Source organism: Rothia sp. HMSC058E10 (assembly GCF_001809415.1).
GTDB classification, from domain to species: Bacteria; Actinomycetota; Actinomycetes; order Actinomycetales; family Micrococcaceae; genus Rothia; species Rothia dentocariosa.
The window spans coordinates 63,422-82,022 of sequence record NZ_KV797627.1; the positions used below are offsets into that span (position 1 = coordinate 63,422).

General features: G+C 56.3%; 18 protein-coding genes. 16 read left to right on the forward strand and 2 right to left on the reverse strand.

Features of this window, described 5'->3' with window-relative positions:
• Positions 1-48: 48 nt before the first annotated feature.
• The 15 genes from HMPREF2609_RS04995 to HMPREF2609_RS05065 all read left to right on the forward strand — a co-directional run bounded on the left by HMPREF2609_RS04995 (position 49) and on the right by HMPREF2609_RS05065 (position 16,131).
• The gene (locus HMPREF2609_RS04995; protein WP_070535335.1) at positions 49-813 is read left to right on the forward strand and encodes an SDR family oxidoreductase; all 765 of its coding nucleotides are present in this window, start codon (positions 49-51) and stop codon (positions 811-813) included.
• Between the two features lie 115 nt (positions 814-928).
• Positions 929-1,186: an acyl carrier protein gene (locus tag HMPREF2609_RS05000; protein WP_004005620.1), complete on the forward strand. Its 258-nt coding sequence runs from the start codon at positions 929-931 to the stop codon at positions 1,184-1,186.
• Positions 1,183-2,424 (forward strand): beta-ketoacyl-[acyl-carrier-protein] synthase family protein, encoded by a 1,242-nt coding sequence (locus tag HMPREF2609_RS05005; protein WP_070535337.1) that lies wholly within the window; start codon positions 1,183-1,185, stop codon positions 2,422-2,424. Before HMPREF2609_RS05000 ends, HMPREF2609_RS05005 begins: the two co-directional genes overlap by 4 nt.
• Entirely contained in the window at positions 2,421-3,602 is a 1,182-nt protein-coding gene (locus HMPREF2609_RS05010) for an AfsA-related hotdog domain-containing protein (RefSeq protein WP_070535339.1), read from the forward strand. The genes HMPREF2609_RS05005 and HMPREF2609_RS05010 overlap by 4 nt, the downstream gene beginning before the upstream one ends.
• Before the next feature lie 18 nt (positions 3,603-3,620).
• Entirely contained in the window at positions 3,621-4,574 is a 954-nt protein-coding gene (locus HMPREF2609_RS05015) for a 3-oxoacyl-ACP synthase III family protein (protein ID WP_004005617.1), read from the forward strand.
• Positions 4,575-4,699: 125 nt separating this feature from the next.
• Positions 4,700-5,749 (forward strand): thiamine pyrophosphate-dependent enzyme, encoded by a 1,050-nt coding sequence (locus HMPREF2609_RS05020; protein ID WP_070535341.1) that lies wholly within the window; start codon positions 4,700-4,702, stop codon positions 5,747-5,749.
• Positions 5,746-6,825, forward strand: coding sequence for an alpha-ketoacid dehydrogenase subunit beta (locus HMPREF2609_RS05025; RefSeq protein ID WP_210391450.1), 1,080 nt, complete (start codon positions 5,746-5,748; stop codon positions 6,823-6,825). The genes HMPREF2609_RS05020 and HMPREF2609_RS05025 overlap by 4 nt, the downstream gene beginning before the upstream one ends.
• Before the next feature lie 12 nt (positions 6,826-6,837).
• Positions 6,838-7,491 carry a biotin/lipoyl-containing protein gene (locus tag HMPREF2609_RS05030; protein WP_070535343.1) on the forward strand — a complete coding sequence of 218 codons (654 nt, stop codon included), beginning with the start codon at positions 6,838-6,840 and terminating at the stop codon, positions 7,489-7,491.
• A complete protein-coding gene (locus tag HMPREF2609_RS05035; protein WP_070521891.1) occupies positions 7,488-7,937 on the forward strand; it encodes a MaoC/PaaZ C-terminal domain-containing protein in 450 nt (149 codons plus the stop codon). The genes HMPREF2609_RS05030 and HMPREF2609_RS05035 overlap by 4 nt, the downstream gene beginning before the upstream one ends.
• Entirely contained in the window at positions 7,930-8,739 is an 810-nt protein-coding gene (locus HMPREF2609_RS05040; RefSeq protein WP_004005614.1) for an enoyl-CoA hydratase/isomerase family protein, read from the forward strand. Before HMPREF2609_RS05035 ends, HMPREF2609_RS05040 begins: the two co-directional genes overlap by 8 nt.
• 119 nt (positions 8,740-8,858) lie before the next feature.
• A complete protein-coding gene (locus tag HMPREF2609_RS05045; protein WP_141745261.1) occupies positions 8,859-9,590 on the forward strand; it encodes a 4'-phosphopantetheinyl transferase family protein in 732 nt (243 codons plus the stop codon).
• Between the two features lie 71 nt (positions 9,591-9,661).
• Positions 9,662-12,991, forward strand: coding sequence for an Eco57I restriction-modification methylase domain-containing protein (locus HMPREF2609_RS05050; protein ID WP_070535345.1), 3,330 nt, complete (start codon positions 9,662-9,664; stop codon positions 12,989-12,991).
• Between the two features lie 255 nt (positions 12,992-13,246).
• The gene (locus tag HMPREF2609_RS05055; RefSeq protein ID WP_004005611.1) at positions 13,247-14,110 is read left to right on the forward strand and encodes a MetQ/NlpA family ABC transporter substrate-binding protein; all 864 of its coding nucleotides are present in this window, start codon (positions 13,247-13,249) and stop codon (positions 14,108-14,110) included.
• Positions 14,111-14,299: 189 nt separating this feature from the next.
• On the forward strand, positions 14,300-15,424 hold the full coding sequence (locus HMPREF2609_RS05060) for a methionine ABC transporter ATP-binding protein (protein ID WP_013397875.1): 1,125 nt from the start codon (positions 14,300-14,302) through the stop codon (positions 15,422-15,424).
• Positions 15,424-16,131: a methionine ABC transporter permease gene (locus HMPREF2609_RS05065; protein WP_013397874.1), complete on the forward strand. Its 708-nt coding sequence runs from the start codon at positions 15,424-15,426 to the stop codon at positions 16,129-16,131. Before HMPREF2609_RS05060 ends, HMPREF2609_RS05065 begins: the two co-directional genes overlap by 1 nt.
• Before the next feature lie 396 nt (positions 16,132-16,527).
• Here HMPREF2609_RS05065 and HMPREF2609_RS05070 read toward each other — a convergent pair whose 3' ends face one another.
• Positions 16,528-17,367: a CopD family protein gene (locus HMPREF2609_RS05070; RefSeq protein ID WP_070535347.1), complete on the reverse strand. Its 840-nt coding sequence runs from the start codon at positions 17,365-17,367 to the stop codon at positions 16,528-16,530.
• A 1-nt stretch (position 17,368) separates the two neighbouring features.
• Positions 17,369-18,127, reverse strand: a complete 759-nt coding sequence (locus tag HMPREF2609_RS05075) for an HAD family hydrolase (RefSeq protein ID WP_070535349.1) — start codon at positions 18,125-18,127, stop codon at positions 17,369-17,371.
• Between the two features lie 166 nt (positions 18,128-18,293).
• Between HMPREF2609_RS05075 and HMPREF2609_RS05080 the strand changes: the two genes are divergently transcribed.
• Positions 18,294-18,599: a type II toxin-antitoxin system Phd/YefM family antitoxin gene (locus HMPREF2609_RS05080; RefSeq protein ID WP_037231293.1), complete on the forward strand. Its 306-nt coding sequence runs from the start codon at positions 18,294-18,296 to the stop codon at positions 18,597-18,599.
• Positions 18,600-18,601: the final 2 nt, after the last annotated feature.

An 18,601-nucleotide genomic window follows, 5' to 3' on the forward strand; every position in this document is an offset into this window, starting at 1 on the left:
CGCCGTGAACCCGCCGCAGCATAAGAACCAAACCTTTTAAGGAGTCAGATGACACACCAGAAGCGCCCAGGATGCGCCCTCGTCACCGGAGCGTCGGGAGATATTGGCGCACAAATCGCGCTCAGACTGGCGCAGGACGGATGGAATATAGCCGTCGGCTACGCCACCGGAATCGAGCGCGCCGAAGAGGTTGCCGGGCGCATCCGCGAGTGCGGCGTGTCAGCGATGCCCATCAAAATTGACGTCACCAGCACCACCTCAGTTGATGACGCCTTTGATGCGCTCGAAGACTCGTTAGGGCAGGTCACCGTGCTGGTCAATAACGCCGGAATTCGTTCCGACGGGCTGGTTGCGGGGCTCAGCGACGACGAATGGGATGCGGCGATTTCGACAAACTTAAGCTCGGTTTTTCGTACCTCTCGGCGGGCGTTGGGGCCGATGATTCGCGCACGTTTTGGGCGAATCATCAATATTTCCTCGATTCTCGCCGGGAGGACAATCGCCGGAACCGGCAGCTATTCCGCCGCGAAAAGCGGAATTTTGGGAATAACCCGCGCGATTGCTATCGAGGTGGCGCGACGTGGGGTGACCGTGAACGCGGTATGCCCCGGACTCGTTGAGACCTCAATGACCGAAGAGGTTGAAACCTTCACCCAGTCGGTGCAGCGCGCCGTGCCGATGGCTCGCCCCGCGCAGGCACGCGATATTGCCGAGTGCGTGGCGTTCCTCGCCAGCGACCGCGCCGACTACATTACCGGGCAGAGCATTGCGGTAGATGGTGGGCTGAGTGCTCAGGCGTTTTCGCTGAACTAGGTTCGCGCTCGCCCCGAGCAAGCTCGCCGTTTGCCGGATAAGTTCACGGGTATCCGCCGTGAACAAAAGATAACCAACCACAGAAAACACCAGATAATCCGATCAGGAGAGAACCATGACTGAGACCCCCGTTAACACCGCATCCCTGGAAGAGTTCGTGACCCAGCAGGTGATCGACATGGGCGTGCCCGCCAGCACCGTCAAACTCGACGCCAAAATCGATTCGATGGGGCTCGACTCCCTGGATGTTGTTGAGCTCACCCAGGCGGTCAAGAAGCAGCTGATGATTCCCGTCAAGCCCAAGGATTTTGAAAACGCCGCCACCCTGCAGGATGCCGTAGATATTATTCGTGAAAAGGCACAGGAGAAGTGAGTACGAGAGTAGTCATCACGGGAATCGGTGCCGTCACCCCGCTGGGTGTTGGCGCCGAGACGCTGCATGAGCGTGCCGTGGCGGGCTTGAGCGGGCTGAACGACGAAAACGAGAACGGGCTGGGCGGCAAGGTTGGGCGATGCCTCGACTTTGACGTGAAGAACCCGCTCAGTCGCCGCGAGATGCGCCGCATGGACCGGTACACCCAGCTTGCCGTGGCGGCGGCCGATGAGGCTATCGCGCAGGCGGGCTGGGGCGGCGGACTGCCGTGCGATGCGCGGCGCATCACCTGCTATATCGGCACCGCTATCGGCGGGCTGGACACCCTCGAAACGCAGCATTTAGTGATGCACACCGAGGGCGCCGAAGAAGTCTCGCCGCTGACCGTGCCCATGATGATGGCGAACGCCGCGCCCGCGCATATTTCCATGCGCCACGGGCTGCACGGCGAAACAACCGCAATCGTCACGGCGTGCTCCTCGGGGGCACAGGCGATTATCGCCGGTGTGCGCAGTATTCTGCTGGGCGAGGCGGATGCAGCCGTCGTCGGCGGCGCAGAGGCGGGGACCACCCGGTTCACCCGCGCTATCTTCAACGCCGCCGGGGCGATCTCGCCCGACGGGAATTCGACCCCCTTCGATGAGGAGCGCAACGGCTTCAACCTGGGGGAGGGTGCCGGTATTCTCGTGCTCGAATCAGCCGAGAACGCCCGCGCCCGAGGTGCCGAGATACTGGGCGAAATCGCAGGGTACGGGCTCTCCTCGGATGCCCACCACATTACGGCGCCGAACCCGGACGGCATGTATGCGGCCTACGCCCTCAACCGCGCGCTTGAAACCGCGGGGGCAACCCCCGAACAGGTATCGTACGTGAACGCCCACGGCACCGGAACCGAGCTGAACGATACGACCGAAGTGAACGTGCTGCGGCAGGCGCTCGGGGATGCCCTTGAGGACATCCCGGTTTCCTCCACGAAATCGGCAATCGGGCACCTCTTCGGGGCTGCGGGCGCCGTCGAGACCATCGCCACGCTTCAGGCGCTTCGGCACGGGCAGGCACCGCCCACCCTGGGGTTGAAAAACCTGGATAAGCGACTGGGATGGGTGCGCATCAGCGGCGAACCGCAGGATTTAGCGCCCGGCACGTTCAGCGCGGCCGACGGCACGCCTAAAAGGCTGGGACTCTCAAACTCCCTGGGCTTCGGCGGGCACAACGTGACCCTGGCGATACGCGCATGAGTACCCGGCAGTCTCCCGAGGATGCGCCACTGGCGGCGGGACGTGCATCCGCAGACCCGCGATACGCGGCGTTTCTCGAATGCGCCTACCACCCTGCCTCCAGCACGGCAGCCGATGCGGATCTCACGCAAGCGGGAAACCCCGCCGCCGAAGACCCGGAGAATGGCGGGGAATACCGCGTGTTCCTGCGGTACGATACGCGCATCGCCCCCGATGTGAGTGGGCCACTCAAGCTGAGCGTGACCGACGTGGAATACCTGCAAGACCTGCACCGCCAGGGGATCGAGGCGCTCGGGCGCGAGGCGCTCGGCGTGAAATCCGCCGACCATTTCGTGCTTCGCGGCGCAGGGCTGAGGTTCACCCCGCATGTTCTGGGCGGCGACGTTCGCGGCCCCGACACAACCGGCGTAGACGAGCCGATCGAGCTGAGCCTGCACGTTCCCGTGAGTACCATCCGCCGCAGGCGCGGGCAGCCGTGCTATGCGATCAGCGGGGCGATCACTCTCTGGGTGGGCGATACCTGCCTGGCCGAAAGCGACGGCGCGGCGCTCTTCCTCACCGCCGATACCTTCGAGGAACTGCGCGGTGAACTCGGGGACACCGCAGAAATCCAGGCTGCGACTGTCGCCGGTGGCGCATCCGCCGAACCCCCGAAGGCTGTGCGCGTGTGGGGAACGCCGTACGGGCACGTGCAGGCTGCCCCCGCGAGTCTGTGCGGGGTGAGCGACGCATCCCAGGTTTTGATCGGAAACGTGCGCCATAACGATACGGCTCACGGTACCGAAACCGCCCAAGAACAGGTGGAAGAGCCGCGGGAGAAAACCTCGGAACGGTCCCCTCAGAACCCGCCGGGAGCCCCCGTACTAGCCCAATGCCGCATCGTGCCCACAGCCCCGCCACGGCATTTCGACCGCCCGCTGGACCACTATCCGGGGCTCATGATGGCAAGCGCAGCCCGGCAGTTCGCGGTGGCGGCGCTCGCGCATCGTACTGGGGCAGACCCCGCGAACCTGCGTGTGGCGGAAGAAACCCACGAGTTTTTCGAGTTCGTGGAGCTCACCGAGATTCCAACCCTCAACCTGCTGTGGTGCGAGAAACACCGCGATACCTATCAGACAGAGATCACCGTGAATCAGGGCGGCGCCGTTAAGGCACGCAGCCGATTCACCTTTATGTAGAAATTCAAGAAAGGCACCATGAGTGTGACAATTTCGGGCGTTGGCGCCGCCGTGCCCAATGACCCCATTCCAAACAGCGAATTCGCCGCGCTCGGCGTGGACGACGAATGGATTGCCAGTCGCACTGGAGTGCGCCAGCGCCACCACCTGCGCCAGGAGCAGACTCTCGCCGAGCTGGCGCTTGAAGCGAGCGAGAAGGCGCTTGCGGATGCCGGTATAAGCGCCGAAGAAATCGACTTTGTGCTTGCCGCAACCACAACCGCCGACCAGGTTTCGCCGGGGCTCGCGCCCGTCGTTGCCGCAGGTTTAGGCGCCCCGCAGGTGGGCGCGGTCGATCTGAACGCCGCATGTTCCGGGTTCCTGTACGCCCTCGACTACGCCGCCTCAAAAATCGAGCAGGGCAGTATCGACCGGGCGCTCGTCATCGGTGCCGATGCAATGTCACGCCTGACCAACCCCGAGGATGCGGGCACGGCGGTACTCTTCGCCGACGGTGCCGGTGCCGCTATCGTACAGGCGGCCCCCGAGGTGAGCGAGGACGAATACCCCTATATGTGTTCGTTCGGTTCCGATGGCAGCCAGGCGCAGGCGCTGTATATTTCTGACTCCACGCAGCAGGTGGTGATGGACGGTGCCGAGGTCTATATGGCGGCGGTGGATGCGATGTCCGAGGAAATCACCTACGTACTCGACTCGTGCGGTATCGACCCGGAGAGGATCGACCAGCTGGTCTGCCACCAGGCCAACGGAAGGATTATGGCGGCGGTTGCACGGCGGCTGCGCTGGGATTCCTCCAAAGTGCTCTCATATATCGACCGGTACGGGAACACCTCTGCCGCCTCCATCCCGATTACCCTAGCCGTCGGGCAACAGGAGGGGCACGTGAAACCGGGAGACTTGCTGGCGCTGACCGCCTTCGGGGCGGGATTCACCTGGGGCGCGGGCGTAATCGGATTCAAAACCACCGCCTGAGCGCTGGCGGCCAGGGCGCATCCCGGTTGCGTGCAGCTAGAATCCGTCACCGTATTTCACTCTTATGCCACCCACACCCCTCATAAAAAGAGCTTTTATGAGGGGACTGACAGATAGGCGTTAACATGCCCAACAGCACACTACAATGCCCGCCGCAGCAGGTGCAGAACGGTGTGAGCGATGACCTGCTCATCACCGCTCACGCCGCCATAATCGCGGGCAGGCACTTTAATCAGCAGGCGAGCAACCTCGCCAAACAGGGATATATGGGGGCGTACCCCTCATCCCTGGGGCAGGAGGCATGCCAGGTAGCCGCCGCCCTCGCCTTAGAACCCGCCGACTGGCTTTTCCCCACCTACCGCGATTCGGTCGCCGTCATGAGCCGGGGTATTGACCTTGCCGAAGTCCTCTCGCCCTTCCACGGGTCTTCGCACTGCGGGTATGCCCCCACGAAAACGCATACCGCCCCGGAGGCAACCCCGCTCGCCACGCATACCGCCCACGCGGTCGGGCTGGCGATGGCGGCAAAATTTGCCGGTGATTCCACGGTAGCCCTCGCGATGTGCGGCGATGGCTCCACAAGCGAAGGCGACTTTCATGAGGCGCTTAACCTCGCCGCCGTCTTCGAGGCACCCGTCGTCTTCCTCGTGCAGAATAACGGGTACGCTATCTCAACCCCCGTATCCCGGCAGATGCGCGCGGCAAGTATCGCCGCGAAGGGTGAAGGGTACGGCATGCCTGCCTACCGGGTTGACGGCAACGACTTTGAGCAGGTGTACCCCCGCCTGCACGAAGCCGTCGAGCGCGCCCGCGCCGGTGGCGGCCCCACCCTGATTGAGGCGATGACCTACCGCATGGGGCCGCATACGACCTCCGACAACCCCGATCGGTACCGCAGCCGTGAAGAAGTTGAGCAGTGGCGCGGGCGTGACCCGCTCACCCGCATTCAGCATCAGATGTACCAGCGCCTGCCGAACGCGAAGACCCATATCGAAAACGCGATCTTAGCCGCAGAAAAGATCGCCTCCGAGGCTCGCACCAGCATGATGCAGCTGCAGATGCCCGACCCACAGGATCTTTTCGCCCACGTGTATGTGAACCCGCCGGCAACCCTGAGCGCCGTCGCCGAGGAGTACGCACAACAGCACGCCGCGCAGAATGGAGAAAACGCATGAGCCAGCAGGCAGCAGATACTCAGGTACGCGACGCGAAGACCGCATCTGACACCGCACCTCAGGCGCCGAAATCGACCCAATCCCGCTCGGATGCGGTGCAGCGAACCTCAATGGTGGGCGCCCTCAACCTGGCCTTGGGCCACGAAATGCAGCATAACGACCGCGTGGTGATGTTCGGCGTGGACGTAGGCACCCTCGGCGGTGTTTTCCGTGTGACCGACGGGCTGACCGAACGGTTCGGTGAGGAACGCTGCTTCGACACCCCTATTTCTGAGGCGGGAATTATGGGGGCTGCGATCGGCATGGCAATGTACGGGTTCCGCCCCGTGATCGAAATGCAGTTTGACGCTTTCGGCTACCCCGCCTTTGAACAGATGGTGAGCAATCTGGCGAAAATGCGCAACCGCACGCGCGGCGACCTCTCCATGCCCGTGGTGGTGCGCATGCCCTACGGCGGCGGGGTGGGTGCCGTGGAGCATCACAGCGACAGTTCGGAGGGGTACGCCGCGCATACTCCCGGGCTGCACGTGTACACCCCCTCCAACCCTTCGGATGCCTACCATATGCTGCGCCAGGCGATTCGCAGCGACGACCCGGTGATTTTCTACGAACCCAAGCGTCTGTACTGGGAAGAGGGTGACCTTGATACCTCGGCGAACCCTCTGCCGATTGGGCAGGCACGAATTTGCCGCCCCGGCGAGGACGTAACCCTTATCAGCTACGGGCCGACGGTACCGATGGCGCTTGCCGCCGCCGAAACCGCCGCCGAATACGGGTACAGCGTTGAGGTGATCGATCTGCGCACCCTCACCCCGTTCGACGAACACACCGTATGCGAAAGCGTGATGCGCACCGGCCGCGCCGTCATGGTACACGAGGCCCCGCAGACCGGCGGATTCGGCGCCGAGGTGGTGGCGCGCATTACCTCACGCTGTTTCGATTACTTAGAACGCCCCGTAGAGCGTGTGACCGGCCTGGACGTGCCCTATCCGCCACCCGGGCTGGAACACCTGTATTTGCCAAACGAAGAGAAGATTCTGGGCGCTATCGCAACCCTCTACGCCGAGAACGACTAGGAGAAACACGCCATGACTGATACACCGCACGCTTCATCCGCCCCGAGCCCCGAACCCTTACCGCCCGAGGGTTCCGACGCTTCCGGCTACCCCTTCACCTTTTACCTACCGGATTTGGGGGAGGGGCTTCGCTCGGGCGAGATTATCGAGTGGCTCATCAGCGAAGGCCAGCGGGTTGAGCTGGATCAGGTGCTCGTGGTGGTCGAAACCGCTAAATCCACGGTCGAAATCCCCTCGCCGGTCGCGGGCGTCGTGGTGCGTCTGCTCGAACCGGTCGGTCAGGTTGTCGACGTGGATGCGCCCCTCATCGAGCTGCGCACCCCCACCCCGCAGACCCAGGCGCCCATGGCTGGTGCAGAAGCCCCCGCGAAGGATTCAGCCGATAAGCTCCCCGCCAAATCCGGCGCGGGAGAGAGCAAACACCTGGTGGGCAGGGGCAAAATGCCCATCAAACCCGGCGGCACCGGTACCGCGCTGCCGCCAAAATCCGCCAAAACTCAAGGCGGTAAGGCCCGTTCGGGTGCCAAAGTTTCGCCCGCCGTGCGCAGGCTCGCCCGCTCCCTCGGAGTCGATCTGAAAACCGTCACCGGAACCGGCGCAGGCGGCGCTATCACCCCCGAAGACGTACAAACCGCCGCCGATCACGCCGCCGGAGGCGCATCATGACTGCGGAACGCACCGCCGACCTGAGCGCGCGCATCGGCGAACCCCTGGGCGAGACCCCCTGGATGCGCATCAGCCAGCAGAACATCAACCGCTTCGGCGATCTCACCGGCGACACCCAGTGGATTCACACAGACCCGTACCGCGCGGCGCACACCCCCTTCGGCGGCACCATCGTGCACGGGGCGTATCTGCTGAGCCTCGCCATCACCTTCGCCGGGCAGCTGCTCCCCGCAGAGGGTACCTCTATGCTTGTGAACGCCGGGGTGAGTGCCGCCAGGTTCCGCAGCGCCGTGCCGGTGGACTCGCAGGTATGCGGCAGCGCATCAATCGTGAGCGCCGAAGATTTTGGGGATGCCACCCTCGCCGAAATTCGTGTTGCCGTTCATGTTAAAGGCCAGAGCAAACCCGCCACAACAGCCACAGTTCGGATGGTACTTCATGACTAACAACACCGCAGATAACCCCGCCGTACTCCTCGAACGCCGCGGCAGCATCGCGTATGTGACCCTGAATCAGCCCGAAAACCGCAACACCCTCAGCCGCCACCTGGCGACCGAGCTGCGCGAGGTGCTCAACCGGCTGCACGAGGACGATACGCTCAAAGCCGCCGTGCTCACCGGAGCTGGGCAGGACTTTAGCTTAGGCGGCAGCTACGACGACTTCGCCGAAGGTATGTCGCGCGAAAAAGAAGAATCCTTAGCGTACAGCCGCGACCTCGCGCGCCTGCTCGAAGACATTATTCTTGGGATTGTTGCCGCGCCTATCCCCTTTATCGCCGCCATTAACGGGCAGGCGGCGGGGGCGGGCATGTCCTTGGCGCTCGCATGCGATCTGCGTGTTGCCGAACCACGCACCAAACTCAATATTGCCTACGGCATGATCGGGGCATCCACGGACGGCGGGATGAGCTGGTTCTTACCGCGCTACGCCGGGTTCAGCGCCGCCACCGAACTGTTATACACCCAGCCTGTTCTGCGTGCCGCGCGTGCGCAGGAGCTTTCGCTGGTGCATCGGGTGTCAGAGCCGGGTGAGCTGAATGCATGCGCCGAACAGCTCGCGGAGCAGATTGCCGGTTCGGCCTCTCATACGGTGCGCGCCGCCAAGTCTATGCTGGCTGCGCGCTATGTTGTGGAGCTTGAGGAACATATGCATGCCGAGCACGAGTTTTTCGCCCGCGGTGTGCTTACCGAAGATTTCCGCAATGCGGTGCACGCCATGCAACGGGGCGAAATTCCGTCCTTTGACTAGGCACAATACCTCAGCGGATGCGGCGGTGATGGTATGGTGAACCGCGTGAATGCAGCGTTTGACGATATGAAGGGCGCCGAGAGCTCGGGCGGCACCGAAAATTCGTGGGGCTTGAGCATATGAGCACCGCCGAGAACACGGGCGAATCGCTGGTGCGAAGCCTGCTCCCGCCGGAGATATGCGTGGCAGAAACCACCGGCGATTTCGGGCACCTTCGCGATGCTGAACGGGAGTATTTCGCCAACGCCGTCCTCAAGCGCGTGCGCGAGGCGACTACGGCGCGTTCCTGCGCCCGGTTGGCGCTACAACGGCTGTACCTGCGGGAGCCTGAGCTCACCGAACCGCCGACTGAGCCGGTGTTCGTGCCGCGCGCCGATGGCTCGCCCGCCTGGCCTGCCGGGGTTGTGGGGAGTATGACCCACTGCGCCGGGTATCGTGCGGCGGCGGTTGGCTCGGCAAAGCGCTATGCGGGCGTCGGGATCGATGTTGAACCTGCGGTACCGCTCTCTGCCGCCGTGCAAGAGCTTATTGTGCGTGACGAAGAACGGCGGTTTGCCTTTGGGGCCTACTCGAAGGTGCTGTTTTCTGCGAAAGAGGCGGCGCTCAAAACCTGGTACCCCCTGGGCTTTCGCGGATTTGACGTGAGCGATATTTCCGTAGCCTGCGACGTCGAATCTGGGGCGGGGCGCAGGGGAGAGGATGCGCGCGGCACCTTCACGGCGCGCATCCCGACTATGCCGGATGCTCCGGTTCTGCACGGCGGTTGGGCTATCGCGGGCGGATTTGTGGCGACTGCCGTCGTGTTTTACCAGCCGCTTAACAACGTACGTTCGGATAGCATAATAATATAAAGATTATTCTATTTTGAAATTTGAGGTTACAATAGTATTGCTGTGCAGTGAAGATTTTAGGGGAGTGCTACGTGCAAGATATAAATATCGACAGTATTCTAGATTCATTTAAAAATCAAACTTTTGCTAATGAAGATGATATAAAAATACATACATACAGTAGCATAATCGAACCAATACGTAAGATATATGCACCTCACGTTAAATTTCTGTCTGAGCATAATTTTAAAAAAGGAGGCAGGGCAGATGCAACTGTAGGAAATATTGTTATCGAATATAAAAAATATAATTATTTCTCAAAAAATACGGGTATAAATGAAGCATTATATGGACGAAAATCTAAAATTAATGATAGTGGATTGTACCAGTATATTATAAATTCTATAGAAAATAACGATGTAGATGATTCAATTCTTGATACATTTGGAGTTGGATTTGATGGTAAACAGTGGATCATCTCTAGGTTTATGAAATCAGGCGATTTGCAAGACATTGATTTAACTAGGACAAGGTTTGAATCTTCTCAAAGTTCATTTAGGAAGCTTCCCTATAAATTTGTGCATAAAGTTTATAATCTGCGTGAAGGTATAAAGGAAATAATATCACTTTTTAACGCAATGAATAAATTAAAAATGAGCAAAAATAACCTTGTTAGCTTGTTTGGTCCCGAAAAAATTTATGTTTCTAATGCTATAAAGAATATATATAGTATAATTTTGGATAATTATAATAAATATAATCATGATAAATCTCCAACTCGAATTATGACTTTGTTCAATGAGTGGGATAGAAGTTTCGGAGTTATGTTTGGTGATGTATCTCAGGAGACGGAATTTAATGCCACATCTGATGCAATTCGAGAGTTATATAATATCGATAATACTGTAGACTATAAATTATTTCTATTCTCGACACAAACTTATTTTAATCTAGTTCTTAAGCTGCTTATCAATAGTTTTATAAAAATAGTTTCAGATCCAACTATAGATATTGGATTTAATTTAAAATGGAGCGATATAATTGAAATATTTGAAGGTAATGAAACTTATAATTCTAAAAAAATAAATAACTTTTTTGAAATTCATTATTATGAGTGGTTTACATATATAGGTGGGGATATTTTTAGTAAAGAACATCAAATCATGATGCAAGATGTAATTAATAATGTTCAAGAGAATATAAATAAGTTGGATTTGGCAACCTTTAAGTTAAAACCAGAAACGGTTCAGGATATTTTACAAGAAATATATATGTCGTTAATACCTGATAAAGTGAGGCACTTGCTTGGGGAGTATTTCTCGCCGGATTGGATTGTTGAACATGCTCTCGATCGTGTGGGATATACGGGTGATATAGAAGCTAGGCTTATTGATCCAACTTGTGGGTCAGGAGCTTTTCTTATTCAGGCACTAAAACGGGTTGTTTCAAAGAAGGAATATAATATTGGGACAGAAGATATTAAAAATATAGTTAATAATATAGTAGGGTTCGACCTCAACCCAATATCTGCGATATCTGCAAAAGCTAACTATATTTTGACGCTTTTTTCTTCTATTGATGAGGAAATATTGGCGAAAGACTTGAATATTACTATTCCAATTTATATAGCAGATTCCGTTCTATCCCCTGTTGTATATAGCGAACAGAAAAGTGAATTGGTTGTTGCTAGCACTTCCGTAGGGGATTTTGAAATTCCGAAATTTGATACATTCAGTGAAGCTAGTGAGTTTTTGGACGGGGTTACTGAGTCTATAGCTAATAGTCGAGGATATGCGATATTTTCTATTATGGTTTTAGATAAATTTAATTTGACTGAAACCCAAAAAGAGGCTGTTAAGACAATGTATGAAGATCTTACGCTACTCCATAGGAGCGCTCGAGATTCATTTTGGGGAAAGATTCTTAAGAATAGTTTTGCTCCTGTATTGCTTAAAAATAAATTTGACTACGTTGTTGGTAACCCGCCCTGGATATCTTGGAAGTCAATGAGCAGCACATATCGACGCGGAACTTTAGAGGTTTGGAAAAGTTATGGAATTTTTGAAAAAAACGCATATGATAAAAAAACTACGCACGATGATTTTGGAATGGCGGTTACTTATGTTGCGTTGGATCAATATTTAGCTAATGGTGGTAAATTATATTTCTTACTACCTTGGGCTTTTGTAAAGTCTACAAAAGGCGGGCACGGGTTTAGGAAGTTTAAGATAACGCGTAATAATCAAGATATTCCCATTAAGGTATCTTTAGTTGATGACTATAATACTTTGCAAATATTTAAGCCCAAGCATACAGCTCGTACTATAGGGATGCTTTTAGAAAAAGGTGTCCAAAATACTTATCCCATGAATATGTGGTATGAATGGGATTATAAAGCTAAAAAGGAGATATTTGGAGCCCATGATACTTGGGATAATGTCTTAGGAAAGATTTACAATACCCAAAAAGTAGCGAGGCCTATTGATTCATCGGATATTCAATCTTCTTGGGCGACATTGTCGAATGAGCAGATTGAAATAGTTGATAATATCTTGTTGCATGGTGAGAAACCTTGCTATCGTGGGCGTAAAGGGATAGAACCTGCTGGTGCAAAGGGAGTTTATATTCTTAAAAAACCAGAACCTTTGGGAGATAATTTTGTTCGTATTGTAAATGATATGTCTAGGCAGCGCCGTAAAGATATTAAAAATCGTGGCGAACACCCTGGAATTATTGAGGACACTTATGTATATCCTATGTTGGGTGGAAGGAACATTCGGCGTTGGAAAGTAATATCTAATGAATTTATGTTAGTTCCTCATACTCCCGAAACTCCTTATGGTATGAGTGAGATAGATCTGGCCAGGAATGCTACTGAAACCTATAAATGGTTAGAATATTATCGGGAAGAGCTTGATGCAAGCCGAAGGCAAAATGGAAAGTTCTATGATCCTAAGATTCATCCTTGGTACCGTTTGGATAATGTAGGAGAGTACACCTTTTCAGCCTATAAAGTTATTTGGAAAGAACAGGCTGCTAGTTCATCTGCTGTTGCTATTGGGCCCTACAGTACTTTGCCTATGAGTGATTTATCAATATTTGGTGGTCAGGATAAGCCTGTAGTAGTTGACTCTAAAATTCTGATGGTAAGTACAGAGTCTATGTTAGAAGCATACTATCTATCTGGTATTTTAAATTCTCCAAGTGTACGAGACATTATAGACACATATGGTGTAGGATTAAATCGAGGGATCGATGTGCTAAAGAATATAATGATTCCTCGATATGATTCGACTAACGAGATTCACCAGCAGGTGGCTAGGTTGTCTGAAGAGATTCATGCCTTAGCGAGCCAAGGCGATGATATTTCATTGCATGAATCTAATCTAGATACCATTGTGCTGCGTATGTATTTACCATAGCTTGATCCATCCGTTACCGAAGTGATATAGGTACATATCTATAGTTCAGGGATGTTAACTTTACTGGTTGAAATGTTACGAAATATGACGAGCTTGACGGAGTGTGTCACAGTGGGGTCAAATAACTACCATCCACAGCCGGGGGCATGCTCTAATGGGTAAAAACCCCCGGAAACCCGGGAACCACCCGCACAGGAGTTAAACCGTGCACGTGGTGGCGCATCGTAAACCCAAACAACAGAAAGTTTCATAGCCGTGAAAAAATTTGTTGCTGCACTGGCAGTTGTACCTCTCGTCTTCAGCCTCGCCGCCTGCGGTTCCTCCTCGAACGGTAACGGTAACAACAAGAAGGTCACCATCGGCGTGGTCGGCACCGAGAAAGCTAACGACGTGCTCAAGGAAGAAGCCGCCAAGCAGGGTATCGACATCGAATACCAGGAATTTACCGACTACAACCAGCCCAACCCCTCCGTGGAATCGGGCGATACCGACCTGAACCGCTTCCAGCACATCGCATACCTGGCGAGCTACAACGTGAACTCGGGTAAAGATCTGCAGATCGTCGGTTCAACCAATATTTACCCCATGGCTCTCTTCTCGCAGAAGCACAAGAAGGTAGACGAAATTCCCCAGGACGGTACCATTGCCGTCCCGAACGACCCCGTGAACGAGGCACGCGCCATTCTGCTGCTGAAGGCTCAGAACCTGGTAACCCTCAAGTCTGACGTGCACAGCCCCACCCACGACGATATTGACACCGAGAAGTCCAAGGTCAAGGTTACCCCCGTGGATGCATCGCAGACCGTGGTCTCCCTGGACTCCGTGGACGCCTCCGTCATCAATAACACCTTCTTGGCGGATGCGGGACTGAACCCCTCGGACGCCCTCGCGCAGGATGACCCCAACAACCCCGACGCCCGCCGCTACGTGAACCTGTTCGTGGCGCAGAAGGATAAGGTAGACGACGAAACCTACAAGAAGGTCGTCGAAATCTTCCACACCCAGCCCGTGCAGGATGCCGTGAAGGAAGACTCCAAGAACACTGCGGTTGAGGTCAACCTCTCCCAGGATGAACTGAAGCAGGCGCTGCAGAAAGAAGAATCGGCGCTTCGCAAGTAAAACAGACACGTGCATGAATGCACACGGTAAATGCGGTAACCCGGCATTTCCCTGAAAACCAGGCGAAAACCGGCTTACCGCCTTTGCCGTTCCTGGGGTGAATACATGCGGATGCGCGCCGCCGAGCACGAGAGCATCCGGCGTATTTTGCCCCAGCCCTAAATCACACGAGAGCAAAGAGAGCGTACAGTGAGCGAACAGGCAGCCCCGTGGGCAAAGAACCCAGAGCCCGGCGCCACCACACCGAAGGGCACTAACACCCTCATCAGCCCCGGCGCAGCGGACACCGGCGCCGAGCCCATGGTCACGATCGATAACGTCTCCAAAATTTTCGGCAAGGGCAAGAAAGAAGTTGCCGCCGTCAAAAACGTTTCCCTCACCGTCAAGAAGGGCGAGATCTTCGCGATTATCGGCTACTCGGGCGCGGGCAAATCCACCCTGGTGCGCCTGATCAACGGGCTGGAGAGCACCACCAGCGGCACCCTGACCGTGGACGGCTTCGAGATTTCCGGTAAACGTGACCTTGAGCTGCAAAAAGTCCGTACCAATATCGGCATGATCTTCCAGCAGTTCAACCTCATGAACTCACGCACCGTAGCCCAAAACGTGGAGTTCCCGCTCAAGGTCGCCGGGTGGAGCAAAGGAGAACGCACCAAACGCGTGCAGGAGATGCTCGAATTCGTGGGCTTGGCAGACCGCGCGAAATACTATCCAAGCCAGCTTTCCGGTGGGCAGAAACAGCGTGTGGGTATTGCCCGTGCGCTCGCTACGAAGCCTTCCCTGCTGTTGGCGGATGAGGCAACCAGCGCCCTTGACCCGGAAACCACGCATGAGGTGCTTGAGCTGCTCAAAGAGGTCAATCGTGAGCTTGGGATTACGGTCATCGTGATTACCCACGAAATGGATGTTGTTTCCTCGATCGCCGATCGTGTGGCGGTCATGGAAGAAGGCCGCGTGGTCGAAACCGGCAGCGTTTACGAGGTTTTCTCGAATCCGCAGACCGAGGTTGCGCAACGATTCGTGGCGACTACCGTCAAGCAGAGCCCCACCGGCGATGCGGCTGCCGCGCTGCGCAAGAACCACAAGGGCTACCTGGTGAACGTCGAGATCGTGGAAGGCAACCAGGAACTCGGCAAAATCCTGGCGTACCTGGGTTCGCGGAACGTGCGCTTCAATATTGTGCATGGTGGCATTGAGACCTTGCAGGGGAAAGCCTACGGAACCCTCACCCTCGAACTTCTTGGCGATGTGACGAGTATTGATGCCGCGGTTGCCGAGCTGAAGACCGTAACCCGCGTACAGGAGGTGCGCTAATGTCTGCACTTGTGACTACTCTGCCGTTAGCGGCATCAACCCGGTCGGTGAATTGGGATACCTTCATTCCCGATAAGCTGGTTCCCGCCATCTTCGATACCCTGTACATGGTCTCTGTAACGATGGTGATTGCCGGTCTTCTCGGTCTGATTATGGGTGCCTTGCTGTACACCACGCGCACCGGAAATATCTTCCAGAACCGGTTTGCTTACACGGTGCTGAACGTTCTGGTGAATATCGTGCGGCCTATCCCGTTCATTATTCTGATTGCGGCTTTAGGTCCGCTCACCAGCGCGGTAGTACAGACCCGTCTAGGCATAAACGCGGCGATCTTCGCAATGACCTTCGGCGCATCCTTCGCTATTGCGCGCATTGTGGAGCAGAACATGGTCTCGATCGACCCGGGTGTGATTGAGGCTGCCCGCGCGATGGGTGCCTCCAAGCTGCGGATTCTCTTCACCGTGATGATCCCTGAATCGCTCGGACCGCTGATCCTGGGCTACACCTTCATTGTGATCGGCGTGGTCGATATGTCGGCCATGGCCGGGTATGTGGGCGGCGGCGGCCTGGGTAAGGTCGCTATCGTGGACGGCTACCAGAGGTTCCAGGATCAGATCACCTGGGCTGTGGTTGCGGTCATTATCGTGCTGGTGCAGCTCGTGCAGCTCATTGGCAATATGCTGGCGAAGAAGGCTTTGCGCCGCTAAGTCTCGCCGGATTAGGCACACTCAAGGGGTTTCCCGTGAAGCAATCGTGTTTCGTGGGAAACCCCTTGAGTTATGTTTGGGCTTGTGAATGATAGTGCAGCCCGAGCCTGGTTCCTATTTGTGTTTCTCGCGTGTGCCGGGTGAGCGGGTTTTTCTCGAAAATGCCACAGAGGTAACGGGGAACTGTCGGCCCGTGGAATGTTGTTGGCGCAGCCCGCATCATCCCATGCGAGTTGCGAGTTTTGCGTCGTGAGCGTCAGCGAACGCGCAATGTTTGAGCTGGAGCATGGTGATGGTGTAGGCACTCACTTTTCCCATATCGCGGTAAAAGGACACCCACTGGTTGAGGCAGCGCTGCGGGAGCCCGGCTTGCCTCGTGTGGCTGCTTGGTATCCGCTACGACGAGGAATCGTCTTTATTGCGGGGGTTGAGCATCCCCGGACGGTACCGCGGAATCTGCGGTGCATCGCCGGATGTGCCCTTCTGCTGGGCGTAGTCGGTGGGGCGCAGCACCCGTTCGTCGTCGTCCTGCTGTGTGTATTCGCCGAGCGCCATCATGCCGTATATGAGCGCCGCGAAAATCAGCAGGGTCGTGCCGATCTCGCCCCACATGACGATGTGATTGCGCCTAAGCGTATCGTCCACATGCGCGTAAATAATCGGCACCACCGAGAAACACCCCAGAATGGATGCGGTTCCCGCCGCCGCCAGCACATGCGGCAGTATCCACCAGCGGCTTCGTTCGCCGCGTTTGAGCGCGCTCTCCCCGGGCAGACGCAGCCAGGCGAAGAGGCGACGACGCACCGCGACCCAGCCGAAGATGCCTGCTCCGAAGGCGAAAGCACCGGGAAATGAAAGGTACAGGGCACCTGAGAGCATGCCCGAGAGCGTGAGGGTTACCCCGACCGCCACGGCAATCAGGCTGAGGGCGTTCACTAGGCGGCGGCGCGCCCGCACCTTCAGGTGGTCGATGAGTTCGGGGGGAACCGCATCCGGGTCAGGTTTTTCTTCCCAGAACGGGCGGTAGTATTCGAGCTCTTCGGCGCTCATATTCTCAAAGCGCAAACCGTAGCGCCTCTGCCCGCTCTGATACTGCCCGCGTGGGGTTTGTTCATGCTGATTCGGGCGAGCCTGTTCAGCCCGATTTCGCTCCGAGTCCTGCCCCTGCGAGTTCTCGGGTCGGTCGCCAAAATTCTGCTCGTTGCGGGCATCTTTACCCGGGTTCTGAGGTGTCATTTTAGCTCTCCGCCATCAGGGTTGTGGATGCTTTCACCGCCGAATCCTCCAGCCGTGCCACCCAGTCGCGCGCCGTGCGCCAAAGCTGCGGGTCGGTAAACGTGTCGAAGTGCCCAAACCCGCGCGGTGCCTCGGCAAAGTCACCGTGGGGTACGTAAATAAGAACCTTAGTTCCGGCGTCTCGTGCCGCCTGCGCGCCTGCCGGTGAGTCTTCGATCGTGAGCGCATCCGGCCCGGCGAAGCCTAGGCGACGTGCCGCCTCCCGGTAGATATCGGGTGCGGGTTTGCCGTGGGGAACGTCGTCGCAGCTAACCCAGGTGCGCACGAGCGGGGCATACCCGTAGGTGTGCATTTTGGTGTCGAGAATGCCTGCCGTGGAGTTGGATGCGACGGCCACGGGCATATGCTCGCCCAGGTAGCTGAGGAATTCTTGGGCACCGGGTACGAGGTCCACACCAGCGTTGATAATATCTGCTTCGATGCGCGCAAGTTCAGTGAGCGTATTGTGCTGATGCTGGGCGTATTCCTGGGTGTTGTTAGGGTCGCCGGTGTATGAGAGACGGGCGAGCGTTTCTGCAACCTGATGCGCAGAAAGCCCGATCAGCTGCTCTTCGAGGTCGTCGCTGAAGGGGATGTTCCAGCGGTTGAAGAGTTCGCGCTGCACGCGGTTCCAGGCGGTCTCGGAATCGAGAAGAACCCCGTCGCAGTCGAAGATTGCGCAGCGGGGGAACCAGGATGCGGGCACGGTGTGTTCAAACATGTCTCCATCTTCTCACACCCGCCCTCCTATTCCACCTATACCGCGAGCAGGTGGTTTTTGGTCCGAGCAGGTAGGAAAATCCTACCTTGTCGGCAAAATCCTACCTGCTCGCAGTATTCTGAAATATAGTAACATTACTACAATTGGATTTTGGGGAGAGAAAACTATGACGACTACAGTATCAGCACGCGAATTTAATCAGAATGCCAGTGCCGCCCTGCGCCTCGCCGCAGAAGAACCCGTCTTTATTACCAAACGCGGCACACCGACCAACGTTATTTTGAGTATTGAAGACTATCAACGACTGGCCCAACCGCAACCTCGGCGTTCCTTGGCGGATGCGCTTTCCACCATGTCGGCAGAGGCGGGCGAGATTGATTTTGATATTGATCGCGAACCGAGCATCCCAAATCCTCACCGCGAGGTAGACTTCGCAGAAGACGGCGACTTTTTCGGCAGCGAGGAGAACTAATC